Here is a 21,021-nt window from a genome sequence, read left to right as displayed (position 1 = left end):
GTCCACCCCCCCATGCCCAGCCAAGCGGCGGGAACATGTACGAAGATGATCTTAACAGTATCGCCCATGAGACGTTCTGTTGGCGTAAAAAACACACCCCAAATGCAAGCGCCGAGCACGAGCATGATCCCTGGCCAAAATAATGCTGGGGTGAGCGGCTTTGCGATACGCAAGAATCGGGCAGGATTGGCAAAGAGATGCATCATTAAGCAGCGCCTTTAGCACCGCAAAAGCCTTACGCCAACGGATTTGCGATCATCTGCCAATAAGCTTTTGTGCCATATTGTCGGCAACTTCGGCTGGCGTTCTGTTGGTCGAATCGCTTTCAGTCCAGATGGCGGAAAGACGATCCGGAATGGCATCAATGCGACGGTTGATTTCCGCATCATCGGCATTTTCGATATGGCGTAACACGTTGATAATGCCGCCTGCGTTGATGACATAATCAGGCGCGTAAAGGATGCCCCTATCCGCCAGCAGTCGGCCCTCGGGCCCTAAGGCCAATTGGTTGTTCGCCCCGCCAGCAACCGCGCGCACTTTTAAGGCGTGCACGCTGGCTAGCGTAAGTATGGCCCCCAAAGCGCAGGGACTGAAGATGTCTGCATCGACGGTCATGATCGCGTCGGCAGGGACGCTATTGCCGCCAAGTTCCGCAGCCAGATCGGCGGCACGTTGCGCATCGACATCGGCCAATGTGAGCTTGGCCCCTTGCTGCGCCAAATAACGCGCCAGACCGCCGCCAACGCTGCCAACGCCCTGAATGGCGACATGGACACCAGACAATCTGTCGGCACCAAGTGCATGCTTTGCCGCGGCCTGAACGCCAAGATACACACCGCGCGCTGTATAAGGACCCGGATCGCCGCCTTGCTCCGGCAATCCGGCAACGTGCGGCGTAACCTTCGACAAAGAAACCATGTCTGCCTCTGACATGCCGACATCCTGCGCCGTGATATATTGCCCGCCGAGCGAGTCCACCGCGCGAGCAAATGCGTCGAGCATATCCTGCTTTTTGGTGCGCTGCGGGTTCGCAAGAATGACCGCTTTGCCACCGCCGGCAGAAAGCCCCGCCAGTGCGTTTTTGTAGCTCATGCCGCGCGACAGACGCAGCGCATCTGTAATCGCGGCCTGAGAATCGGCATAATGCCAAAAACGCGTTCCGCCTGCTGCTGGCCCCAAATGAGTAGAATGCACAGCGATAACCGCCCTTAGCCCAGTCACGCGGTCGTCAAAGACGTGCACAGCCTCGTGCGAATCAAAATCAGGCAGGTCCCAAATGGCGGGCATGGTATATATCCTTGTGCGACAAATCGCCCTTCGGCGTTCGGAATCATATTACGTGCAGGCGTAATAATATTACGCCTCGCAAATGTCACATAGATTTTGGCGTGGGAGAAATGGGGCGACCGAGGGGTCTTGAACCCCCGACCTCTGGTACCACAAACCAGCGCTCTAACCAACTGAGCTACGGTCGCCATAGCGCCACTGAGGCAGGCGCGATCCCGTTTTTCGGTCTCATCTTAGACCGTAAATTTGTCATGTGCCGAGCCTTCGCCCGGCACATGGAAAATCTTATTTTTTGAGGCTGAGGCCGCCAAAACGCTTGTTAAACTGAGCAACGCGGCCACCAGTGTCAAGCATACGGCCCGAACCGCCGGTCCATGCAGGGTGCGATGTCGGATCGATATCCAGAGCGAGGGTGTCACCTTCCTTGCCCCAAGTGGAGCGCGTTTCGAAGATGGTGCCATCGGTCATCTGCACCTTGATCATGTGATAATCGGGGTGAATGTCGGCTTTCATACATAAATCCTTTGTTCAGTCACCGGTTTCCGACCGGTAACCCTAAATTCGGAAGCGCCGCGCATAGCGGGGAGCGGGCGCGATAGCAACATGGAAATATTGCAGAACGCGGGTGTGGCGGATTAACAACTCTGTGCTATTTACCCTTATGCCTCATCAAGCAGGTGGCTCGGCAATCATTGCCATAAATTCGGCCTCAGCAGCGATTTGGTCGCCAACCATGGCGCGTCCGGCAAATTTGCATACCCGGGCACGTTTCTGCACAAATTCAACGTGCAAATGCAACAAGCATCCTGGCTCAACGGGCGCACGGAATTTGGCATTGTCAATCGACATGAAATACACAAGCTTGCCCGAACCGATCAACCCAAGGCTTTCCATCGCCAACACGCCAGCCGCTTGGGCCAGTGCCTCGACAATCATAACACCCGGCATGATGGGTCTTCCCGGAAAGTGCCCCTGAAAAAACCCTTCATTCATGGTCACGGCCTTGACCGCGCAAATACGCTCGTCAACGACAAGCTCCTCTACGCGGTCGACCAAAAGCATGGGGTAACGGTGCGGAAGCACCGCCATGACCCGGCGTACGTCAAAATTGCTGAAATCGCCCCCGGACATAAAGTCTAGCGGCTTTCAGGCTGCGCTGCTGGTGCCGCAGCTGGACGTGCCTGCGCAGCCGCAGCCGCAGCCGCTTGGGCCTGCTGCGTTGCGGCGTTAATCAACTGCTGAATCTGCTGATATAAGGCGCCAATCTGGCGCGACGGACGCCAGCCGGCGGGCGGCGTGATCGTCGCTGATGGAACGGCCTTGTCCAATTCAGCCGTGATCGCGGCAGTCACATCGACGGCATCTGGAGCCCACACAAACGCATCGGGCGCAAGGATGACATTGATTTTCTTGGCGGTAATGACGGCTTGCTGTGCAGCGTCATATTTCAACGCAATCTGTTCAACGGCATAAAGCTGCGCAAGCACGATAGGATCCTGAAGTGTGTTCAGTTCCATCTGCTTTGTGTCGATCTGCTTCAGCAAGGGGCTATTCGCCTTAATCGCGACGTCAATCTCGGCCTGCGTCAGTTCCTTGTCCTTGTTGATATCAAGCTGCGCGTTCAGATTGTTGATCTCTACCCGCTTGGCTTGCAACTGCTGCGCCACGGGGGCGTATTGCGTGCCGATTTGCTGATAGGCTGTGCCAAGCGCCTTTGAACGGGTGATTGCAACTGCCGTGTCAGCGGTAGCGATGCCTGCAACTTGGGCAGACGCTGGTGCCGAAATGGCAGCTACTGACAAAAAGGCTGCGGCTAGAATGTTTTTACGAATTTTCATTAGAATTGCGTTCCTACGTTGAATGTAAATAATTTGGTGTCGTCACCCTCCTGCTTGAGCAGAGCGCGGGCTATATCGATTCTGAACGGACCAAAAGGTGAATTCCAGTTGACGCCAAAGCCAACCGACAAGCGCGGTTTCCAACTGTCGCCGAAAAAGCGCTCTTCGAAACGCAGCGCGGCAACCCGGGTCGAGCCATCGGCATTGATAGCCGTGGTGGATGTTTGAAGCGCGCCAGCGGAATCCACAAAATAATATAATGGAGCGCCTTGCGTGCCGTTCGCCAGCACTTCGCGCTGCGCCACCGTCTGTAAAATGGGACGTGTCACATCAAACACAGAACCCACATCGACGAACAAGGAAGGACGTAAGCCCAGCTCTCTTGCGCCGCTGCCCAGCGGAATTTGTAGTTCGGCACGGCCAAGATAATAGAAACGTCCGCCAATAGCATCATCCTGGATCTGGTTGCGATCCGTCAGTGGCGTATTAACGGCCAACCCGTTTACGACCTGACCTTCGAAGAACACACGCTGCACACGTGGGCCGATGCCGCGAATGTCGAACCCGCGCATTTGCGGCTCACCCAGATAGAAACGGTCGGTCAGTCGAACATCGTCAATACCCTGAGAGGTCAAACCGCGGTCTTCCAACGAGTGGATATAGCCACCTTCAAACGACAATCCGAAAATGAAATTACCGAAGGGCTTCCAAAATTTGTCTGCGTTAATGCGCGTTTTAATATACTTAACATCACCGCCAAGCCCGGCAATGTCTTGGCTTAAGCCGATGCTTTGGCCGCGTGTCGGGCGGATGCGGTTGTCACGATCATCATAAAGCAACGTGTAACCAATGGAGGACGTCAAACGCTTACCCAGCGCATCGCACAGAAAACGTCCGGCAATGATCGGGTCGCACGACGGTGGAAGCGGGCCGAAGCCATCCGGGTCAGAGAAGAAGGTGTTCTCATCAAGTGAAATATCATCTTGGCTCAAGCCGTAACGCACCTGAAAATAAATGAATTCATTGACGGGCACACCAACGCGCACCTGCAAACCTGTTGTGGCTTGCTCATAGGTCGTGTTGCGTTGGTTGTTGAAGAAGTTGAAGCTGTTTAAATCCCGACGGAAAATGTCGCCCGAAACGGCAATCGAACGATCAAACAAATAAGGTTCGGTAAAGCCAATTTCCGCTGATTTTGAATAAGATGAATACGAAATATTCGTCCGCAATTCTTGACCCAAGCCGCGGAAGTTGCGTTGCTTGATCGAACCTTGGAAAATGAAGTTTTCAATCGAGGAGAAACCTGCGGACAAGGACAATTCGCCCGTCGCTTTTTCCTCGACATTGGTGGACAGGATGATGCGGTCGGGCGCACTGCCCTGCGCCTGTTCGACTTCAAGGTCTTCCTGAAAATATCCGAGCGATTTAATACGTTCTGCGGTCCGCTTTACCTGAATGCTATTAAACGCATCACCTTCGTTCAGGCGGAATTCGCGGCGGACAACCTTATCATGCGTCAGCGTGTTGCCGTTAATGTCGATCCGTTCCACAAACACGCGCGGAGATTCCGCCACGTTGAACGTAATGCCCATAGTCAGCGTATCTTTATCCCGCTGGAAATCAGGGTTTACGTCGGCAAAGGCATAGCCAAACAAACCTGCGGTTTCCGAGAGGCTTTCGACGGTGTCTTCCACCATCTTGGCGTCATACCAGTCGCCTTTTTTCATGCGCAAAGTCGTCGTCAGCCGCTCTGAATCAAAATCGCGAATTTGGCTATCAACCTTGACGTCACCAAATTTATACCGGTCACCCTCTTCCACCACATAAGTGATGATGAAGTCCTGCTTATCAGGCGTCAGTTCGGCGACTGCGGAAACAACGCGGAAATCGGCATAGCCTTGTGTCAGGTAAAATTGACGCAGCTTTTGTTGGTCGAACGCCAAGCGGTCCGGGTCATAGCTGGTGCCGGAGCTGAAAAACCGGTAGAAACGCGCCTGCTTCGTGACCATCTCGCCACGCAGCTGGCCATCGGAAAACTTGTCGTTGCCGATGATGTTGATCTGCTGAACCTTGGACTTTGGCCCTTCGGTAATTTCGAAAACAATGTCTACGCGGTTTTGGTCGAGCTGAACCAATTTAGGCTCAACGACCGCCGCAAATCGCCCCTGACGCTTGTAGAGTTCAACAATGCGCGCAACATCGGCGCGCACTTTGGATCGCGAATAAATCTGGCGCGGCGCAAGTTTGATTTCTGGTTCAATTTTGTCATTCTTGATGCGCTTATTGCCTTCAAGAATGATGCGGTTCACCACTGGGTTTTCGCGCACCTCAATAACAACTGCGCCAGCGTTATTGCGGACAGCAACATCCGCGAACAATTCGGTCGCATACAGATCCTTCAACGCTTGGTCAGCAGAGACCTGCGTCCATGGCTGCCCCGTGCGTAAGCGGATATATGATCGAACGGTATCGGCTTCGAGTCGTTGCGTGCCAACAACAGTGATGGATTGAATGGTTTCAGCGGGTGCAGCTGCCTCAGACTGCGCAGCGGGCGTCGCCGTTGCGGTCTGCGCCAAAGCGGGAGTCATGGAACCCGTCGCGGCAAGCGCCGTCGAGCCCAACAAATATATGCCAAAGCTTTTGAAGTTGCCGCGAGGTCTACTTTTCATTGTCATCCGATCTGATGTCCGCCCCCACTGGGCGATGGCATATTGCCGATAGAATAGTTTTGCGTCCCTGCCCCATGCAGCGCGCGCAATCAAGTATGCAATGCCCTCAACCGCTTTCGAAAAGACCGAAAGAGGCAAGGTCGTTGAATGTTACCATTATCATAAATGCCGCCAGCATCGCAAATCCTGCACGAAAAGCCCACTCCTGCACAACTGGCGTGGCTGGACGCCGACGCACAGCTTCCACGGCGTAGAGCAACAAATGCCCTCCATCGAGCATCGGGATTGGCAGCAGATTGATGAACCCCAAGTTAATCGAGATCAACGCAGCAAGGCTAATGAATGTTAAAATACCAAGGCTCATCGCCTCACCAGATACTTTTGCGATTTTCAACGGACCGCCAAGTTCGGAAATTGGCCGACGACCTGAAATAATCTGACCAAGGCCAATCACCTGCTGCCGCAAGATATTGCCCGTTTGAACAACCGCAGCCCAAGGTGCCTCAAGCAGGCCCACTTCGCGGACTTCCAATTTACTGGCCCCAACGCCGAGCCGACCAATACGATATTCATTGCCGAAACGATCAACTTCGATAGCCGCAGCGACCTTGGCCTGCTTTGTCATGGCTGCGCCGTCGCGTTCGATTTCTATCACAACCTGTTCGTTGGGGATCATCACAATTTCTTGCGCCATTTGGTCGAATGTCTCGATGGTCCGGCCATTCAAAGTGAGGATGCGGTCTCCTTCCATCAGGCCCGCCACCGCAGCCGCACTATTGGGCTGCACAACGTCAACTACAGGTGGCGTCACCGATTTCCCAAACGCCAACAGGAAACCCATCGCGATCAGGATGGCCAAGATGAAATTGACCGCTGGCCCGGCAAAGACAATCAACGCACGTTGCCACAATGTCTTGGACTGGAACGTCTGGTTGCGCTCCTCATCTGGCAACTGCTTCCAGCCTTCGTCGGCTTGGCTGGCGGGATTCATATCGCCTGCGAATTGGACAAAGCCGCCCAAAGGCAGCAGGCCAATGCGCCATAGCGTTCCGCGCTTGTCTACCCGGCCCCAAATTTGAGGGCCAAAGCCAATCGAGAATTTCTCCGCCTTCACGCCAAACCAGCGGCCGACGAAATAATGGCCAAGTTCGTGAACAACAACCAGACTGCCGATCAACGCAAGAAACGCGAGGACAGTCACAACAATATTTGGCGATTCCATGGGCATTAGGTGACCTTTTGTATGAGCGTCTGCGCATAACGGCGCGCGGCTGCATCTATGCTGAACAAGTCATCGATGCAGGTTGGCAGGTTGTTCGGTGCATAACCGCAGAGCGTATCTTCCACCAAAGCTGCGATATCGAGAAAACCGATTTGGCCATTCAAGAACGCCGCCACGGCAACTTCATTGGCCGCGTTCATGATTGCCGGCTTTGCGCCGCCTTCGGATATCGCCGCGCGGGCAAGTCGTAATGCTGGAAACCGCGCGATGTCCGGCTGCTCAAACGTCAACTGCCCAATGGTCGCTAGATCCAGCGGCTTGCACGTTGTCATTATGCGCTCCGGCCATGCCAATGCGCTGGCAATGGGAATACGCATATCTGGCGATCCAAGCTGCGCCAAAGTCGAACAATCTACATATTCGACCATCGAATGAATGACCGATTGTGGATGCACAAGGATTTCGATTTTATCCAAGCCCACCGGAAACAAATGATAGGCCTCAATCAGTTCAAGGCCCTTGTTCATCATGGTCGCGGAATCGATGCTGATCTTCGCGCCCATGTCCCAATTGGGATGCGCCACGGCCTGCGCTGGCGTTACGCCGCGCATTGCCTCAAGCGAGAAAGAACGAAACGGCCCACCGCTTGCGGTCAGCGTGATCTTGCGTACTTGGTCAATTTTTCCGCCCGCAAGGCACTGGAATATTGCATTATGTTCGCTGTCGACGGGCAGCAAAGCGGCGCCCGACCGGCGTACCGCAGCCATCATCAATGCACCTGCGGAGACCAAGGCTTCCTTATTGGCCAAAGCAACGGTCTTCCCAGCCTCGATTGCAGCCATCGTGGGGGGCAATCCCGCACATCCCACTATCGAGGCCATGGTCCAATCGGCATTGCGTCTAGCGGCCTCCACAAGCGCGTCTGCGCCTGATGCGGCTTCTATGCCTGTCCCTGCCAATGCGTCCTTGAGATCGGCATAGGCCGTTTCATCCGCAACGACCGCCAATTCGGCATCAAATTCCCGCGCCAGCTGCGCTATGGCAGCAGCATTGCCATTCGCGGTTAGCGCGACAACGCGATATTGGCTGCGATGCTGCCGAATGAGGTCCAGTGTCGATAACCCGACCGAACCTGTTGCGCCAAAGATGGAAACGCTGCGGGTCATGGGGTCAGCTTCCCGCTACAGTTTGAAAGACCATGATAACACCGGCGGCAAAAGCGACAGCAATCAGGCCATCCGTCCGGTCAAATAACCCGCCATGGCCCGGAATCAATCGGCCGGAATCTTTTACCCCTGCCCGCCGCTTCATCCCGCTTTCGAAAAAATCGCCCATTTGCGCGACCACCGCGAGCGCGCCCCCCGTCAGCAGGAGGCGAAACCAGCCATAAGCCAGATAAACATCGCCATCGCCAGCTTCACCGCTCCTGAAGGCGTAGATGCCTGCTTGCATAAAAACCATCATAAGACCCGCGCCAATCATGCCGCCAAAAAGGCCGGACCATGTTTTGGACGGGCTAATGCGTGGCGCGATCTTGGCTCCGCCGATACTTCGTCCGGCAAAATATGCACCGACATCCGTGCCGATGACACCTGCGATCAATAGGATTGCGGGCGTCATGCCAAAGAAAGGCGCGCTGAACAGAATTAAAGTGAAACATGCCAAGCCGACATAGGCAAGGCCGCCCAATAGCCACAATATCCGCGCCTGGCGACTGTGTGTGAAACCAAGCACCAATTTGGTAAATTCATAAAACACGCCAAGGCCAACGGCAATAACGAGGCCCATAAAGACATAGCCGCCCAGCCAGATCGCAATGATTGCAACCGACATCATAGCAACGCTCGACAATGTCCGTATGCCCAGGTCCGATCGGGGTTTTAGCAGCGGCGCGACCTTATCGTTCATCGACCACCATAGCGCCGTTCACGCCGCGCAAATTCGTTGAGGGCAGCCGCGAGTTCGTCCTTGCTAAAATCCGGCCATAAAGTTTCGGTAAACCACAATTCGGCATAAGCCGCCTGCCACAGCATGAAATTAGACAGCCGTTGCTCCCCTGACGTGCGGATAAGCAAATCCAGCGGCGGCAAGCCAGCCGTGTCGAGATTAGCCTCAATGCCCGCCGCATTTATTTCGCCCTGCGCAGCGGCAGCGCGGGCCGCGCGGACCATCTCATCTTGCGATCCATAGTTTAAGGCAACCGCCAAAGTCGTGCGGCTGTTCTGCGACGTCCGCGCAATGGATTCTTCAAGCATGTCCACAATGTCTGGCGCTAATGCTTTATAATTACCAATAATTTTAAGGCGCACATCGTTCGCAGCGAACTCATCAAGGTCAGATTTGATAAAATCGCGCATGATGCCCATGAGATCACTGATCTCATCCTTGGGCCGTTTCCAATTTTCGCTGGAGAAGGCGTATAGGCTCAACGTTTCCAGCCCAAGCTCACCCGCCGCACGGACGATATTCCGGACAGTCTCCACACCCCGCTTATGCCCCATCGCCCGCGGTAACATGCGCTTTTTCGCCCAACGGCCATTGCCATCCATGATGATAGCAACATGACGCGGCATTTTGCCCGTTCCGGCGGCAATGCGCTCTTGAGCGTCAGCGACAGCCATCAGTTAGCTAAACCCGATGCAGTTACAGGACTGGCCAAAATCACTGGCTCAGGATTTCCTTTTCTTTGTGCGCGGCCGCATCATCGACCGCCTTTATCATGTCATCGGTCATTTTCTGGACTTCAGTTTCCAACCTTTTGCGGTCGTCTTCGCTGATTTCCTTCTTGTTCTCATCGGTCTTTAGCGCGTCATTGGCATCGCGGCGGACGTTGCGGATCGCGATTTTGGCTTTTTCCGCATATTGGCCCGCGAGCTTTGCAAGTTCCTTGCGACGTTCTTCGGTAAGGTCGGGGATTGGCAGGCGCAGCGTCTGGCCATCGGTGATCGGGTTTAGGCCCAGGCCTGCCGAACGAATGGCTTTTTCCACTGGGGTCACATTTGACCGGTCCCATACCTGAACCGACAACAGACGCGGTTCTGGCGCGCTGACGGTGGCAACTTGGCTCAACGGCATGTGCGATCCATAGACTTCAACCACCACCGGATCGAGCAAGGTCACGTTGGCGCGGCCCGTCCGCAAGCCTGAAAGATCGCTTTTCAATGAATCGACGGCGCCCTTCATGCGGCGCTCTACATCGGTTTTGTCATATTGCGGCATGGGTTAATTTCCTTCGCTTGTTACCACAGTTGAAGTGCCGCTTCCGTCGAGCACTTTCAATAAATTGCCCTGCTCACGGATAGAGAACACCACAATTGGAATGTTGTTATCACGGCACAAAGATACCGCGCTGGCATCCATAACCTTCAGATTATCTGCCAAGACACGGTTGTAACTTAATGTTTCGTAACGTTTTGCTGTTGAGACTTTTTTAGGATCAGCGTCATAGACGCCATCAACCGAGGTCCCCTTAAACAAGGCATCGCATTGCATTTCGGCCGCGCGCAACGCGGCGCCGCTATCCGTGGTGAAGAACGGTGCGCCAACGCCAGCGGCGAAAATGACAATGCGCCCTTTTTCAAGATGCCGTTCCGCACGGCGGCGAATGACCGGTTCGCAAACCTTATCCATCTCAATCGCGGATTGGACGCGGGTCGGTACGCCAAGCTGTTCCAGCGCATTTTGCATCGCGAGCGCGTTCATAACGGTCGCAAGCATGCCCATATAGTCAGCCTGCGCGCGATCCATGCCTTTCGCAGCGCCGGCCATCCCACGGAAGATATTACCCCCGCCGATGACCAAGCATAATTGGAGGCCCGTATCCTGCGCCGCCTTTACCTCTTCGGCAACGCGCGCGACCGTGTCGGGGTCAATGCCATAGGCTTGGTCGCCCATAAGCACTTCACCTGATAATTTCAGTAGAATGCGACGATAGCCGTGCGCGCCCATAATGTCCCTCACCCTAATACGATAATGGCGCCCAGCTATAGAAGCCGCGCGCCACATCGCCAAGTGCTTATGCCGTAATTAAATGACGGCGCATAAACTCCGCGCGCGCCCCGCTTACTCGAGATGCGAACGGCACTTTTGTTCTTATGCGCCAACCGCCGCAGCTACTTCAGCCGCAAAGTCGGATACTTCCTTTTCAATACCCTCACCAAGCTGAAAACGGACATAGTCCTTCAGCACGATCGGTTTGCCCGCTTCTTTAGCAGCGGCGGCAACCACGTCTGAAATGGGTGTCTTGCCGTCCATGACAAATGGCTGGCTCAACAATGCATTTTCCTTGGCGAACTTCTTCACAGCACCTTCAACCATCTTTTCGACGATATCGGCAGGCTTGCCGCTTTCTGATGCCTTTTCACGGGCAATGCCGCGCTCACGCTCAAGCGTGTCAGCGTCAAGGCCGGTTTCATCAAGTGACAGCGGGAATGCAGCCGCAATGTGCATCGCCAATTGCTTACCAAGGCCATCCAGCGTGGCTGCGTCGGCTTCGCTCTCAAGCGCCACGAGAACGCCAATGCCGCCCATGCCGGGCGCCGCAGCGTTATGCACATAAGAAACCACACGGCCATTGCTAACCGAAAGTGACTTAACGCGGCGGATAACCTGGTTTTCACCGATGGTTGCAATGTTGTTGGTCAGACGTTCCTGAACGGTTTCGCCGCCGTTATAAGGCGCAGCCAAAACGGCCTCGGCTTCGTTAGCAGCCAAGCCAAGGGCAACTTGGCTAACGGCAGCAACGAATTCCTGAAACTGTTCGTTCTTGGCGACGAAGTCGGTCTGGCTGTTTACTTCAATAGCCGTGCCCTTGGTGCCGATTACAGCAACACCGACAAGACCTTCGGCCGCAGTGCGGCTGGATTTCTTGGCAGCGGTTGCAAGGCCCTTAGCGCGCAGCAAATCAACGGCGGCTTCGATATCGCCATTGGTTTCTTCAAGCGCCTTTTTGGCATCCATCATGCCAGCGCCGGAAAGCTCACGCAGTTCCTTGACGGCTGAAGCGGTAATTGCAGACATAAATGTGTCCTTTCGAAATGTGCAGGAGGCCAACAGACCTCATTTAAGTTCGTCATCCCCGCGAAAGCGGGGATCCAACACCTACGCTCACCTTATTGATGAACGTCCGGAGTTGGGCCCCCGCATACGCGGGGGTGACGACAGATTAATTACGCTTCGGCGGCAGGCGCTTCTGCGGCAGATGCTTCGGCTGGAGCAGCTTCGGCAATAGGCGCTGCTTCTTCAACAGGCGCTGCTTCTTCGGCTACTGGCGCAGCTTCTTCAACCAAGGCTGGTTCAGCCGCTGGCTCAACTTCCGCACCAAGGTCGATGCCCTTGGCAACCTTAGCGTTTACATTGCCCTTTGTTGCCGCAGTGGCAACAGCGTCGCAATATAAACGAATGGCGCGTGCGGCATCATCATTTGCAGGAACGGGGAATGCAATGCCGTCAGGCGACACGTTTGAATCGAGGATCGCGATCACTGGAATACCCAAAACATTGGCTTCCTTGATGGCAAGCTCTTCCTTGTTGGCGTCAATGACGAACATGACCTCAGGAATACCGCCCATGTCGCGAATACCGCCAAGGCTCATTTCAAGCTTGTCGCGCTCGCGGGTCATTTGAAGGATTTCCTTCTTCGTGAAACCGTGCGTGTCGCCCGAAAGCTGCTCTTCAAGCGTCTTCAGCTTCTTGATCGAGTTTGAAATGGTCTTCCAGTTGGTGAGCATGCCGCCCAACCAGCGATGGTTGACGAAATGCTGACCCGATGCGCGGGCTGCATCGGCGATTGGGCCTTGGGCCTGACGCTTTGTGCCAACGAACAAAACCTTACCGCCAGACGCAACGCTCTGCGCGACAAAATCGAGCGCCCGTGCAAACAATGGCACGGACTGCGACAGATCGAGAATGTGGATGCCGTTGCGCGCGCCGAAGATATACGGCTTCATACGCGGGTTCCAACGATGTGTTTGGTGGCCGAAATGGGCCCCAGCTTCAAGCAATTGCTGCATGGTTACGACAGGTGCCGCCATGGTACTTCTCCTTCCGGTTGAGCCTCTGGGAAACTAGAACGTCACTATTGCCTGAAAGGCATAGATCAGCACCGGTATGTGCGTTTCCCATGTGGAATGAGCGCGCCGTTACCGTTGATAGCTAGATTCGTCAAGCGCCAATGCTTTTCTTAAGATGAAAAACCCGCAGTAGCGCCATGAATAAGAGGTTTAGCTTGATCTGCATAAAGGCGATTGGATGGACCGCAAAACAACATAAAAATGCAATTGAGCGTCATCGCTGCATTTTTGCTCCTGCCAAATGCACCCAATATTCATTCCCCATTTTGCCCGGCGTTATTCCGGCTGCGTCATGCCGCTTGACAGGTAAGAACAAATAGTGAACAAAGATGCCAATCCGGCGTAAAACCCGAATCAACACTCCGCCTAATTTGGGGCGGAGACCAAAAAGGATTAGTGCCATGACTATCATCGCTTCCCTTCTCTTCCTCACTGCGCTGGGTGCATCCATTGGCGTGATCATGCTGTCCATGCACAGCGCCATGCCGCGCATCCAAGAAGTTATCGATATGGAATTTGCACCAGCGATGCAGCGAGAGCGCCGGATTATTCTCGGCGATATGCGGCGATTGGCGCCTGCTGCGATCATCGCTTTTCCAAATGCGCCCCGCGCGCAAAACGCAGACCGTTTGGCCGCGTAGCAGATGCAGCATGGGCGACATCGTCACCCGTTAATATAAATGGGTATCAAAATGGACCTAGTTGCCGCCTGACCCCAAGGGCTGGCGCATCGCCAATATGCGTTGTGCGGACAAGTTGCACAATATCGAGAGATACGGTCCCTTCCCTCAATTCCCTCAATTCACAAAAAAGGGCGGGTGCTTTCGCCCCGCCCTTTTTACCAATTTCTTGGCCTATGTCTTAGTTGACAGCGTCCTTGAGCGCCTTGCCAGCTTTGAACTTTGGCTGAGTCGATGCCTTAATGGTCATCGGCTCACCAGTGCGTGGGTTACGTCCGGTCGATGCCTTACGCTTTGCAACGCCAAAAGTGCCGAAACCAACAAGACGCACTTCGCCGCCGCTCTTCAGAGCGCCAGTGATGGCTTCAAATGTGGCTTCAACAGCTTTACCGGCGTCAGCCTTGGTCAAACCGCTAGCGTCGGCAACTGCACTGACGAGATCTTGCTTGTTCATATGGGAACCCCCTCTTAAAATTATGTGGCACTCACTTATTGCTAAATTGAGTCGCGGCCTAGACCGGTGCGCGGATAATGGGGACATTGTCGACACTGTCAAAGGAAATATCGGCCCAAAACCGTCATTTTCTGTTAAAAACAGCGTGTCCTGCCTATTAGATACAATTATAGGCAGAAATCACCCAATTAATGTGTCACCGAAGCTCCATTTTCTCCGCCGATTCCTGCTGGCAACGCCGCAGCCAGATCATCGGCCTCAGTCCACTCAACGGCGACCAATGGTGCCACAAGCGCACGCGCCAGAACTTGGTCAACATGGCTGACGGGAATGATTTCCAGGCCATTTTTGATATTTGCCGGAATATCTGCGAGATCCTTCTCATTCTCTTGCGGAATGAGAACTGTTTTAATCCCGCCGCGCAAGGCCGCTAACAATTTTTCCTTCAAGCCGCCGATGGGGAGCACTCTTCCGCGCAAGGTCACTTCACCAGTCATCGCGACATCACGGTGCACAGCAATTCCAGTTAGTGTAGACACGATGCAGGTGACCATGCCGATACCGGCGGAGGGGCCATCCTTTGGCACTGCGCCTTCGGGAAGGTGAATGTGCACATCCTTGCGGGCAAACAGGCTGGGCTTGATGCCATAGCTCGGCGCGCGCGCCTTCACATAGCTCAAGGCGGCCTGAATGGACTCACTCATGACCTCGCCAAGCTTGCCCGTGGTTTTGATCTGCCCCTTACCGGGCACCGTAACCGCCTCAATCGTTAGCAATTCGCCGCCCACTTCGGTCCAGGCAAGGCCTGTCACGGCGCCAATCTGGTTTTCTTCCTCGCCCATGTCATGGCGATATTTGCGGACACCCGAAAAATCCGCCAGATTTTCCGGCGTAATGGCAATGCTTTTGTCTTTGCCTTCTAAGATGCGGCGCAGCGCCTTGCGTGCAATCTTTGCAATTTCACGCTCCAGAGTGCGGACGCCGGCTTCACGTGTGTAATAACGGATAACGTCACGCAAGGCGTCGTCGCTGATGGAAAACTCATCTTGCTTCAAGCCATGGGCTTCAATTTGCTTTTCGATCAAATGCCGCTTGGCGATCTCAAACTTCTCGTCCTCGGTATAGCCTTCAAGACGGATGATTTCCATCCGGTCCAATAAGGCTTGCGGCAAGTTTAAACTGTTCGCAGTCGTCACAAACATGACGTCTGACAAATCGAGATCAATTTCCAGATAATGGTCATTGAACTTGTTGTTCTGTTCCGGGTCAAGCACTTCCAGCAAAGCCGACGCGGGGTCGCCTCGGAAATCCTGTCCAAGCTTGTCGATTTCGTCGAGCAGGAACAACGGGTTCATCGTGCCTGCCTTTTTCAAATTTGCCGCGACCTTACCGGGCATCGAACCAATATAGGTTCGGCGGTGACCCCGAATTTCCGCTTCGTCACGCACGCCGCCCAAGGATTGGCGAATAAATTCACGGCCGGTGGCCTTGGCAATCGATTTCCCAAGCGAGGTCTTGCCGACGCCGGGAGGACCAACGAGGCACAATATTGGCCCCTTCAGCTTGTTCGTGCGGGCTTGCACCGCAAGATATTCGATGATCCGGTCCTTCACCTTTTCCAGCGCAAAATGGTCGGCATCGAGCACATCCTGCGCCTTGGCGATATCCCGCTTCAGCTTCGACTTCTTGCCCCAAGGTATACCCAGCAAAGTATCGAGATAATTTCGGATCACGGTCGCTTCAGCTGACATGGGCGCCATACTACGCAGCTTTTTCAATTCCGCATTGGCCTTCGCCTTTGCTTCCTTGGACAGCTTCATTGTATCGATCTTGGATTGAAGCTCGGCAATCTCGTCGCCGCCTTCGCCATCATCATTTCCAAGCTCGCGCTGGATAGCCTTCATCTGTTCATTCAGATAATATTCGCGTTGGGTCTTCTCCATCTGCCGCTTCACGCGGCCACGAATTTTCTTCTCCACCTGCAAAACGCCAAGCTCGCCCTCCATGAAGGCAAAGGCCATCTCCAAGCGGCGCAGCGGGTTAGCTTCGACCAACAAGGACTGCTTGTCCGCCACTTTCAATTGCATGTTCGCCGCGACCGCGTCCGCCAGCGCAGAGGGTGTCTCAATCTCGGTCAATTGCACCGCCGTTTCGGCAGGCATTTTCTTATTCAGCTTCGAATAATTCTCAAATTGCTCGGTAACCGACCGCATTAACGCAGAGGCCTCCGGCCCTTCAGCGTTCTTTTCGGTGATCAGGCTGATATTGGCTTCGACATAATCGTTACCGCGCTCGACAAGATCGCGCAATTCCGCCCGCTGCTTGCCCTCAACCAGCACGCGCACAGTGCCATCGGGCAGTTTCAACAACTGCATGATAGTGGCAGTCACGCCGATATTATATAGATCATCCTTGTCAGGATCATCCTCGGCAGGGTCAAGCTGGGCTACCAGAAAAATTTCTTTATTGGCGGCCATAGCCCTTTCAAGTGCAACCACCGATTTGTCGCGTCCGACAAATAAAGGCACAATCATGCCGGGGAAAACAACGATGTCGCGCAAAGGCAATAATGGAAGGTTCAGATCCATAGATACTCCAATTGGCAGTCGCCAAAAACGACGACCTACCTGTTCCCCCTTAATATGAGCGCTTTGCACGCGCTTTCAATGCATGTGCTTCGGTGGAACGCATTTAACTGGGGAAAAGCCGTATTGGAATACGGCATCAAAGCCATTCTGTTTATTAAAACGGCAGTTTGAACCCGGGCGGCAATGCCATACCGCTGGACATCTTGCTCATTTCGGCGTTGCTGGCGGCATCCGCTTTTTCGCGGGCATCGTTGAGGGCTGCTGTGATCAGGTCTTCCAACATGCCCTTGTCCGCAGGCACGATCAGGCTGTCATCTATCGCAACGTTCAAAATGCGGCCTTTGGCGGTCGCGCGGACTTTCACGAGACCACCTCCGGAAACGCCTTCAACCTGAATGATGTCAAGCGTCGCCTGCGCTTGCTCCATCTGCTGCTGGATGTTTTGGGCGGCTTCCTGCGCCGCTTTGATCATCTCTTCCATGCTTTTCATGCGCTCTTGCTCCATTTCATGTCATTCTCGTCACTGTCGAGCAGCTCCGCCTCTGGAAATGCGGCAAAAGCAGCCTTGACCAAAGGTGACTCCAATATATGTTTTTTATCCGCTTCTTCTGCCGCCTGTTCTTGCTCCAGCAAGCTTGGCTGCGCTTCGCCGGCGCGTTCTTCTAAGTCCCAGCGGGTGCCCGTGACCTTGGCCAATGCATCCCGCAATTCGGCCAAGAAGGTCGGCGCAACCGGCCCGGCCAATTGGTACGCAAGCAAAGGCGGCGCGTAATCCACGAGACGGACCACATCACGCATAGTCATCTCAAGGCTGACAAAACCATCCCGCGCTAATCGTTCCAGCAATGCATTGAAATTCGCTGGCATCAATGACTGCACATTTGCCGTTGGCGGCACATCGCGCGCCATAGGCGTAGAAGCTGGCGCTGGAGCGGTGAACGCCCCGTCGCCAATCATCTTGGCCAATTCCCCAGGATCAGGCAGTGTTGCGGCATGAACCACACGCAGCAGAGCCATGTCCGCCGCATCCAGCGGAACTGAAGCGCGGGCGACCTCTTCTTGCCCCTTCAGCAACAGCTGCCACAAGCGGTGCAAAACAGGGAAGGATAAGCGGTCGGCCTGATCCTCAACCACCGCCGCAGCCTCGGCATCCAAAGCTTTATCACGCGGCGCACCAACCTTTGCGAGCGTGAGCCGATGGACCTCGGACAAAAGCCCGGCAAACATCGCCAGCGGTTCAACGCCTAAATTATATTGGTTCTTCGCCTCCGCCAGCATTGCCGGCGCGTCGCCTTTAAGAATAAGCCCAAACAGACGGCGGATTGCGCCACGGTCAGAAAGCCCCAACATGTCGCGCACCTGCGTGGCGGTGACCTGGCCATCGCCTTCCATATCGGCATGGGCAATGGCTTGATCGAGGATCGAGAGGCCATCACGAACCGAACCTTCCGCCGCTTGCGCGATCAGGGTCAGCGCCTCTGCTTCGGCGGCAACGGCTTCCTTCGCGGAGATTTCCGCAAAATGCGCTGAAAGCTTCTCGGTGGAAATACGTTTCAAATCAAAACGCTGGCACCGTGACAAGACGGTGATCGGAACCTTGTTCACCTCAGTCGTGGCAAACAGGAACTTCACATGCCCCGGCGGTTCTTCAAGCGTTTTCAAAAGCGCGTTGAATGCGTTTTTCGACAGCATGTGCACTTCGTCGATGATGTAAATTTTGTAGCGCGCGGAAACGGCTGAATAGCGCACCGCCTCAATAATCTCCCGCACATCGTCAACGCCCGTGTGGCTTGCGGCGTCCATTTCGATGACATCAATGTGCCGGCCCTCGGCGATAGCAACGCAAGGCTCACATAGGCCGCACGGGTCGATAGTTGGCCCACCCTGCCCGTCGGTTCCAATGCAGTTCAGCGCCTTAGCGATCAGCCGCGCGGTAGATGTTTTTCCTACCCCGCGCACGCCAGTCATCAAAAATGCATGCGCCAGCCGGTCCCGCTTAATGGCGTTGCCCAGCGTCTGCACCATGGCGTCCTGCCCGATAAGTTCAGCAAAGGTCTGTGGCCGGTATTTGCGTGCCAGAACGCGATAGGCCGCGCCGCCGGTCGGGACGGGCGCGGAAGCCACTGGTGACGGGGCAGTTGGTGGCAAATTCAGCCCCAGTCCCAACGCATCATCGGGCATATCCGGGTCGCGCGGCGCGAAATCTGGGCTGTCGGAGTCGGGCATTATCATCATAATAGAGGCATCACCGACCTTTGTCGAAGTCTTCTCCACCGGAATATGGGGAAAAGTAGGAGCCGAATGACCCGCAGCGAATTCGTTGTGGCTGCTTCCGTCAGGATCTGACCAGGTTGGCGAGTGCCACGTCCATCCGACTCCCACGCCGCATATGGCCGCGACCTTATCGAATTGCAAGACCGGCTGTGGCGATTGGCAAGTGCCGCAATTAAACGGACAAGAAAGGCGCTTTCACGTCGAAGCTTGCCAAAGACTTTATGCGCAAAATGGCAGATTTAAGTGGTCCTGATGCTAATCTTTCAGGCCCCATTCAATTTTCCGATGCTATTTCTATCTAATCGGGTAAATCGCAACAAAATCTCAGGATGTAAAATTGGCACGCAAATTTCTCTATATCGTCGCAGCGCTTATCGTCCTCGTTATTGCGGGCGGCTTTGTCATTCGTATCTATGAAAGCGAGTTGACGGAGCTTGCCTTTGTCCCGACGGCCAAGTTTGAACAGCAACCGGCCTTTGAACCCAGCAAATATGCAGGCAATGACATGTGGTTTGCGCGCCCCGGCAAAACAGGCAATCCTGCCGATTGGTTGCCGATGGGCGCAGCGAAGGCGGAAATGCCCGGTTCTGCTGCGATATTTTTTGTGCATCCTACATCTTACATTGGCAGGGATTATTGGAACGCCCCCCTAAATGACGCAGAATCACAGGACCGCGCGCGCATGTTCCTACGCGGCCTTGCTTCGCCACTGGCGAGTGCAGGCGAGATGTGGGCCCCGCGGTACCGTCAGGCGGCGATTGGCGCGTTCCTGACCACTAAGCCAGAGGGCCAGCAAGCGTTGGATGCTGCTTATCAAGACGTTCTTCTGGCCTTTGATGAATTTGCGGCAAAGGTCCAAAAAGACCGCCCGATCATATTGGCCGGGCATAGCCAAGGCGCGCTGCACCTCACACATTTGCTCAAGGACCGCGTGGCGGGCAAGCCAATCGCCAAACGCATTGTCGCGGTCTATGCCGTTGGTTGGCCGATATCGATAACCGCTGATATGCCACAAATTGGCTTACCCGCATGTACGGGTCCCGATGACACCGGCTGCATCATGGCGTGGCAAAGCTTCGCCGAGCCTGCCGAATATGACCGGATCGTCAAAGTCTACAACGCCACAACCGGATTTGACGGTACGCCGCGCAAGGACACGCCAATGCTATGCACCAACCCGTTGAATGGCGGTGCAGAACTTGCCACGTTGATGGAGGCGAATTTGGGTACGTTAAAGCCCGATGATGAATTGAAAACTGGCGAAATGATTGTTGGTGCGGTGCCAGCACGATGCGATGACAAGGGGTTCCTGCTGATTGGCGATCCACCGGAAATTGGCCCCTATGTCCTGCCCGGCAACAATTACCATGTATATGACTTTCCCTTATTTTGGGCCAATGTGCGGGCGGATGCAACATGGCGCGTGCAGAAATATCTGCAGAAATGATTTTTGAATCGGTTGCCAGCTTTCGCGATCAACTGCTTGACGGCGGTGTTTTAATCGGGCTTGATGTTGGCAGCAAAACCATTGGCACGGCCTTTTGCGATGCTGGCTGGACCTTTGCCTCGCCCGCGGACCTCATCAAACGCGCCAAATTTACCAAGGATAAGTTCGAACTGAAGGCCACTATCGCGACGCGGCCCACGCGCGGGATTGTGATTGGCTTGCCGTTAAATATGGATGGTAGCGAAAGCCCGCGCAGCCAGTCCAGCCGGGCCTTTGCGAAAAATATCGAAGATCTGGGCCTTCCAATTTTGCTGCGTGACGAACGTTGGTCGACCCAAGCTGTCGAACGCGACATGATCGCCGCCGACATGAGCCGCGCCAAACGCGCCGAAAAAATCGACAGCGGCGCAGCTGCGTTCATCCTGCAAGGCGCGATTGATGCACTGACGAGTGGGTGATGTTGGTTGGCTAAGGCACTATTGATCGCCATA

20 protein-coding genes, 1 tRNA gene, 1 other RNA gene and 1 pseudogene are annotated in these 21,021 nt (G+C 54.7%); 3 read left to right on the top strand and 20 right to left on the bottom strand.

The genetic code is table 11. The features are described from left to right. The 15 genes and pseudogenes from Q0O07_RS05570 to rpsB all read right to left on the bottom strand — a co-directional run. A pseudogene (locus Q0O07_RS05570) lies at positions 1 to 203 on the bottom strand (heme ABC transporter permease); the annotation flags it as partial. A 52-nt stretch (positions 204 to 255) separates the two neighbouring features. Continuing rightward, positions 256 to 1,287: a Glu/Leu/Phe/Val dehydrogenase dimerization domain-containing protein gene (locus Q0O07_RS05565; RefSeq protein WP_295491357.1), complete on the bottom strand. Its 1,032-nt coding sequence runs from the start codon at positions 1,285 to 1,287 to the stop codon at positions 256 to 258. Between the two features lie 111 nt (positions 1,288 to 1,398). Continuing rightward, positions 1,399 to 1,475 (bottom strand) — tRNA-His (locus tag Q0O07_RS05560). Positions 1,476 to 1,572: 97 nt separating this feature from the next. Beyond that, entirely contained in the window at positions 1,573 to 1,800 is a 228-nt protein-coding gene (rpmE, locus tag Q0O07_RS05555) for a 50S ribosomal protein L31 (protein WP_295443769.1), read from the bottom strand. 156 nt (positions 1,801 to 1,956) lie between these two features. Beyond that, the gene (gene fabZ, locus Q0O07_RS05550; RefSeq protein WP_295491354.1) at positions 1,957 to 2,418 is read right to left on the bottom strand and encodes a 3-hydroxyacyl-ACP dehydratase FabZ; all 462 of its coding nucleotides are present in this window, start codon (positions 2,416 to 2,418) and stop codon (positions 1,957 to 1,959) included. Between the two features lie 5 nt (positions 2,419 to 2,423). Continuing rightward, positions 2,424 to 3,125 carry an OmpH family outer membrane protein gene (locus Q0O07_RS05545; protein ID WP_295491352.1) on the bottom strand — a complete coding sequence of 234 codons (702 nt, stop codon included), beginning with the start codon at positions 3,123 to 3,125 and terminating at the stop codon, positions 2,424 to 2,426. After that, on the bottom strand, positions 3,125 to 5,794 hold the full coding sequence (gene bamA / locus Q0O07_RS05540; RefSeq protein WP_295491350.1) for an outer membrane protein assembly factor BamA: 2,670 nt from the start codon (positions 5,792 to 5,794) through the stop codon (positions 3,125 to 3,127). Before bamA ends, Q0O07_RS05545 begins: the two co-directional genes overlap by 1 nt. A gap of 106 nt (positions 5,795 to 5,900) precedes the next feature. Further along, positions 5,901 to 7,022 carry an RIP metalloprotease RseP gene (rseP, locus tag Q0O07_RS05535; RefSeq protein ID WP_295491347.1) on the bottom strand — a complete coding sequence of 374 codons (1,122 nt, stop codon included), beginning with the start codon at positions 7,020 to 7,022 and terminating at the stop codon, positions 5,901 to 5,903. Beyond that, positions 7,022 to 8,182, bottom strand: a complete 1,161-nt coding sequence (locus Q0O07_RS05530; protein ID WP_295491345.1) for a 1-deoxy-D-xylulose-5-phosphate reductoisomerase — start codon at positions 8,180 to 8,182, stop codon at positions 7,022 to 7,024. Before Q0O07_RS05530 ends, rseP begins: the two co-directional genes overlap by 1 nt. 4 nt (positions 8,183 to 8,186) lie before the next feature. Then, the gene (locus Q0O07_RS05525; RefSeq protein ID WP_295491343.1) at positions 8,187 to 8,924 is read right to left on the bottom strand and encodes a phosphatidate cytidylyltransferase; all 738 of its coding nucleotides are present in this window, start codon (positions 8,922 to 8,924) and stop codon (positions 8,187 to 8,189) included. Further along, the gene (gene uppS / locus Q0O07_RS05520) at positions 8,921 to 9,637 is read right to left on the bottom strand and encodes a polyprenyl diphosphate synthase (protein ID WP_295491340.1); all 717 of its coding nucleotides are present in this window, start codon (positions 9,635 to 9,637) and stop codon (positions 8,921 to 8,923) included. The genes Q0O07_RS05525 and uppS overlap by 4 nt, the downstream gene beginning before the upstream one ends. Before the next feature lie 40 nt (positions 9,638 to 9,677). Continuing rightward, on the bottom strand, positions 9,678 to 10,235 hold the full coding sequence (frr, locus tag Q0O07_RS05515; RefSeq protein WP_295491338.1) for a ribosome recycling factor: 558 nt from the start codon (positions 10,233 to 10,235) through the stop codon (positions 9,678 to 9,680). Positions 10,236 to 10,238: 3 nt separating this feature from the next. Further along, positions 10,239 to 10,964, bottom strand: a complete 726-nt coding sequence (gene pyrH, locus Q0O07_RS05510) for a UMP kinase (protein WP_295491370.1) — start codon at positions 10,962 to 10,964, stop codon at positions 10,239 to 10,241. A gap of 144 nt (positions 10,965 to 11,108) precedes the next feature. Beyond that, complete coding sequence (gene tsf / locus Q0O07_RS05505; protein ID WP_295491335.1) at positions 11,109 to 12,035, bottom strand: translation elongation factor Ts; 927 nt, start codon at positions 12,033 to 12,035, stop codon at positions 11,109 to 11,111. Positions 12,036 to 12,184: 149 nt separating this feature from the next. Then, positions 12,185 to 13,048: a 30S ribosomal protein S2 gene (gene rpsB, locus Q0O07_RS05500; RefSeq protein ID WP_295491332.1), complete on the bottom strand. Its 864-nt coding sequence runs from the start codon at positions 13,046 to 13,048 to the stop codon at positions 12,185 to 12,187. 440 nt (positions 13,049 to 13,488) lie between these two features. On the opposite strand from rpsB, the gene Q0O07_RS05495 reads away from it, so the two are divergent. After that, the gene (locus Q0O07_RS05495; protein WP_295491329.1) at positions 13,489 to 13,728 is read left to right on the top strand and encodes a hypothetical protein; all 240 of its coding nucleotides are present in this window, start codon (positions 13,489 to 13,491) and stop codon (positions 13,726 to 13,728) included. Positions 13,729 to 13,948: 220 nt separating this feature from the next. Here the strand turns inward: Q0O07_RS05495 and Q0O07_RS05490 are convergent, their stop codons facing one another. The 5 genes from Q0O07_RS05490 to ffs all read right to left on the bottom strand — a co-directional run bounded on the left by Q0O07_RS05490 (position 13,949) and on the right by ffs (position 19,191). Then, positions 13,949 to 14,221 (bottom strand): HU family DNA-binding protein, encoded by a 273-nt coding sequence (locus Q0O07_RS05490; protein ID WP_295443736.1) that lies wholly within the window; start codon positions 14,219 to 14,221, stop codon positions 13,949 to 13,951. A 188-nt stretch (positions 14,222 to 14,409) separates the two neighbouring features. Continuing rightward, positions 14,410 to 16,809, bottom strand: a complete 2,400-nt coding sequence (gene lon, locus Q0O07_RS05485; protein ID WP_295491325.1) for an endopeptidase La — start codon at positions 16,807 to 16,809, stop codon at positions 14,410 to 14,412. Positions 16,810 to 16,963: 154 nt separating this feature from the next. Beyond that, positions 16,964 to 17,299 carry a YbaB/EbfC family nucleoid-associated protein gene (locus Q0O07_RS05480; protein WP_295491322.1) on the bottom strand — a complete coding sequence of 112 codons (336 nt, stop codon included), beginning with the start codon at positions 17,297 to 17,299 and terminating at the stop codon, positions 16,964 to 16,966. Then, positions 17,296 to 19,044, bottom strand: a complete 1,749-nt coding sequence (locus Q0O07_RS05475; protein WP_295491319.1) for a DNA polymerase III subunit gamma/tau — start codon at positions 19,042 to 19,044, stop codon at positions 17,296 to 17,298. Before Q0O07_RS05475 ends, Q0O07_RS05480 begins: the two co-directional genes overlap by 4 nt. 52 nt (positions 19,045 to 19,096) lie before the next feature. Beyond that, positions 19,097 to 19,191, bottom strand: an RNA gene (gene ffs, locus Q0O07_RS05470) — signal recognition particle sRNA small type. Positions 19,192 to 19,420: 229 nt separating this feature from the next. Between ffs and Q0O07_RS05465 the strand changes: the two genes are divergently transcribed. Next, positions 19,421 to 20,530: a DUF3089 domain-containing protein gene (locus Q0O07_RS05465; protein ID WP_295491316.1), complete on the top strand. Its 1,110-nt coding sequence runs from the start codon at positions 19,421 to 19,423 to the stop codon at positions 20,528 to 20,530. Next, a complete protein-coding gene (gene ruvX / locus Q0O07_RS05460; RefSeq protein ID WP_295491367.1) occupies positions 20,527 to 20,988 on the top strand; it encodes a Holliday junction resolvase RuvX in 462 nt (153 codons plus the stop codon). Before Q0O07_RS05465 ends, ruvX begins: the two co-directional genes overlap by 4 nt. The last annotated feature ends 33 nt before the right edge of the window (positions 20,989 to 21,021 follow it).

The organism is Sphingorhabdus sp. EL138 (assembly GCF_945890115.1).
Classification (GTDB): domain Bacteria; phylum Pseudomonadota; class Alphaproteobacteria; order Sphingomonadales; family Sphingomonadaceae; genus Sphingorhabdus_B.
This window is presented reverse-complemented; position numbering and strand designations above follow the sequence as displayed.